The 3,218-nt window shown below is 55.4% G+C and carries 2 rRNA genes (1 of these 2 only partly in view); both read right to left on the bottom strand.

Annotated features, from left to right (window positions below):
- Nucleotides 1-116: 116 nt before the first annotated feature.
- Nucleotides 117-233 (bottom strand): 5S ribosomal RNA (rrf, locus tag ASF47_RS05260).
- A 168-nt stretch (nt 234-401) separates the two neighbouring features.
- A 23S ribosomal RNA gene (locus tag ASF47_RS05255) occupies nt 402-3,218 on the bottom strand (it continues 316 nt past the right edge of the window).

Raw genomic sequence — 3,218 nt, 5'->3', positions numbered from 1 at the left:
ACGAAAAGCCACACCCTCGTGGGCACGCCTGGCGCGGTGACCGCGCTTGGCTGAGAGGTCCTGAAATGGCTTGTGGGGCCACCCGGTAACAGGTGACCCCACAAGCACTAAGAATTGTCCGGCGGCGTCCTACTCTCCCACAACCTCTCGGTTGCAGTACCATCGGCGCTGAAAGGCTTAACTTCCGGGTTCGGGATGGGACCGGGTGTTTCCCTTTCGCTATGGCCGCCGTAACTCTTGCGAACCCACACCACCACCACCAACTAAAGAGGGGGGGCGGGTGTGGATCCAAGCCATTATTCACATATGYATGTGACGTGTTGTGTGACTGGTTCGTGGACGCGAACATACGCTGCAGATACAGGGCACTAGACCTCTTTGTAGGTCTTGTTGAATGAGTGTAAGACAAGCCCTCGGCCTATTAGTACCGGTCGGCTAGGCATCACTGCTGTACACCTCCGGCCTATCAACCCAGTGTTCTGCTGGGGGCCTTACCCACATACGTGGTGGGAAACCTCATCTTGAAACGTGCTTCCCGCTTAGATGCATTCAGCGGTTATCACTCCCGAACGTAGCTAACCAGCCGTGCCCCTGGCGGGACAACTGGCACACCAGAGGTTCGTCCATCCCGGTCCTCTCGTACTAGGGACAGCCTTTCTCAAGTTTCCTGCGCGCGCGGCGGATAGGGACCGAACTGTCTCACGACGTTCTAAACCCAGCTCGCGTGCCGCTTTAATGGGCGAACAGCCCAACCCTTGGGACCTACTCCAGCCCCAGGATGCGACGAGCCGACATCGAGGTGCCAAACCATCCCGTCGATATGGACTCTTGGGGAAGATCAGCCTGTTATCCCCGGGGTACCTTTTATCCGTTGAGCGACGCCGCTTCCACCTGCTGGCGCCGGATCACTAGTTCCGACTTTCGTCCCTGCTCGACATGTCTGTCTCACAGTCAAGCTCCCTTGTGCACTTACACTCAACACCTGATTGCCAACCAGGCTGAGGGAACCTTTGAGCGCCTCCGTTACATTTTAGGAGGCAACCGCCCCAGTTAAACTACCCATCAGGCACTGTCCCTGAACCAGATAATGGTCCTAGGTTAGACATCTAGTACGACCAGAGTGGTATTTCAACGATGACTCCACCCACACTGGCGTGTGGACTTCACAGTCTCCCACCTATCCTACACAAGCCGAACCAAACACCAATACCAAACTATAGTAAAGGTCCCGGGGTCTTTCCGTCCTGCCGCGCGTAACGAGCATCTTTACTCGTAGTGCAATTTCGCCGAGTCCACGGTTGAGACAGCGCCCAAGTCGTTACTCCATTCGTGCAGGTCGGAACTTACCCGACAAGGAATTTCGCTACCTTAGGATGGTTATAGTTACCACCGCCGTTTACTGGGGCTTAAGTTCTCAGCTTCGAGCTTACGCTCTAACCGGTCCCCTTAACCTTCCAGCACCGGGCAGGAGTCAGTCCGTATACATCGTCTTACAACTTCGCACGGACCTGTGTTTTTAGTAAACAGTCGCTTGGGCCTGGTCTCTGCGGCCATCAACGCTCCCCCAGCTAGTGGGTTCACGCATCCGGCCCCCCTTCTCCCGAAGTTACGGGGGCATTTTGCCGAGTTCCTTAACCATGGTTCGCTCGATCGCCTTAGTATTCTCTACCTGATCACCTGAGTCGGTTTGGGGTACGGGCGGCGCATAGCTCGCTAGAGGTTTTTCTCGACAGCATAGGATCATCCACTTCGCCATTCGGCTCCCCATCAGATCTCAAGCTCGACATCAAAGTCAGAACGACGGATTTGCCTATCGTTCGCCCTACATCCTTAGCCGTACACAACCATCGGTACGGTTGGACTACCTTCCTGCGTCACCCCATCGCTTGACTACTACCAGTTCGGGTCCCACGCTACGCTCACACGCCTCGCCCCGAAGGGTCCGGTCACGTGAGTTTCAGATGGTTAGCATCACTAGGTTCGTCATGGGCGCTACTTTGCCGGTACGGGAATATCAACCCGTTGTCCATCGACTACGCCTGTCGGCCTCGCCTTAGGTCCCGACTTACCCAGGGCAGATTAGCTTGACCCTGGAACCCTTGATCATTCGGCGCACGTGTTTCTCACACGTGATTCGCTACTCATGCCTGCATTCTCACTCGTGTCGCATCCACCCCTGGATCACTCCGGAGCTTCACTCGCGACACGACGCTCCCCTACCCATCCACACACCTGAACCAACCTCGAAGGCGGCTTAGCTATATATGTGAATGCCATAGCTTCGGCGGATGACTTGAGCCCCGCTACATTGTCGGCGCGGAATCACTTGACCAGTGAGCTATTACGCACTCTTTCAAGGGTGGCTGCTTCCAAGCCAACCTCCTGGTTGTCACTGCGACTCCACATCCTTTTCCACTTAGTCACCGCTTAGGGGCCTTAGCTGATGGTCTGGGCTGTTTCCCTCTCGACTACGGAGCTTATCCCCCGCAGTCTCACTGCTGCGCTCTCACTTACCGGCATTCGGAGTTTGGCTAACGTCAGTAACCTGGTCGGGCCCATCGGCTATCCAGTGCTCTACCTCCGGCAAGAAACACACAACGCTGCACCTAAATGCATTTCGGGGAGAACCAGCTATCACGAAGTTTGATTGGCCTTTCACCCCTATCCACAGGTCATCCCCTCAGTTTTCAACCTAAGTGGGTTCGGTCCTCCACGCGGTCTTACCCGCGCTTCAACCTGCCCATGGATAGATCACTTCGCTTCGGGTCTTGATCGTGCTACTAAGTAGCCCTATTCGGACTCGCTTTCGCTACGGCTTCCCCACACGGGTTAACCTCGCAACACAACGCAAACTCGCAGGCTCATTCTTCAAAAGGCACGCCGTCACCCCGCCACACAAGGTGGACAAAAGCTCCGACGGATTGTAGGCACACGGTTTCAGGTACTATTTCACTCCCCGCCAGGGGTACTTTTCACCTTTCCCTCACGGTACTTGTCCGCTATCGGTCATCAAGGAGTATTTAGGCTTAACGGGTGGTCCCGCCAGATTCACACGGAATTTCAGGGGTTCCGTGTTACTTGGGAAAACGCATCAGAGTCGCACACTTACACTTACGGGGCTATCACCCTCTACGGCGCCACTTTCCAATGGACTTCAACTTCACGCACGATTTCTTACTCTGTGACCGCTCGGCAGAACAGTCCACACGCTCCCACAA

The organism is Nocardioides sp. Leaf285 (assembly GCF_001422955.1).
Lineage (GTDB): Bacteria > Actinomycetota > Actinomycetes > Propionibacteriales > Nocardioidaceae > Nocardioides > Nocardioides kribbensis.
Note: the sequence above shows the minus strand (reverse complement) of the source record. Positions and strands in the feature narration are given on the sequence as shown.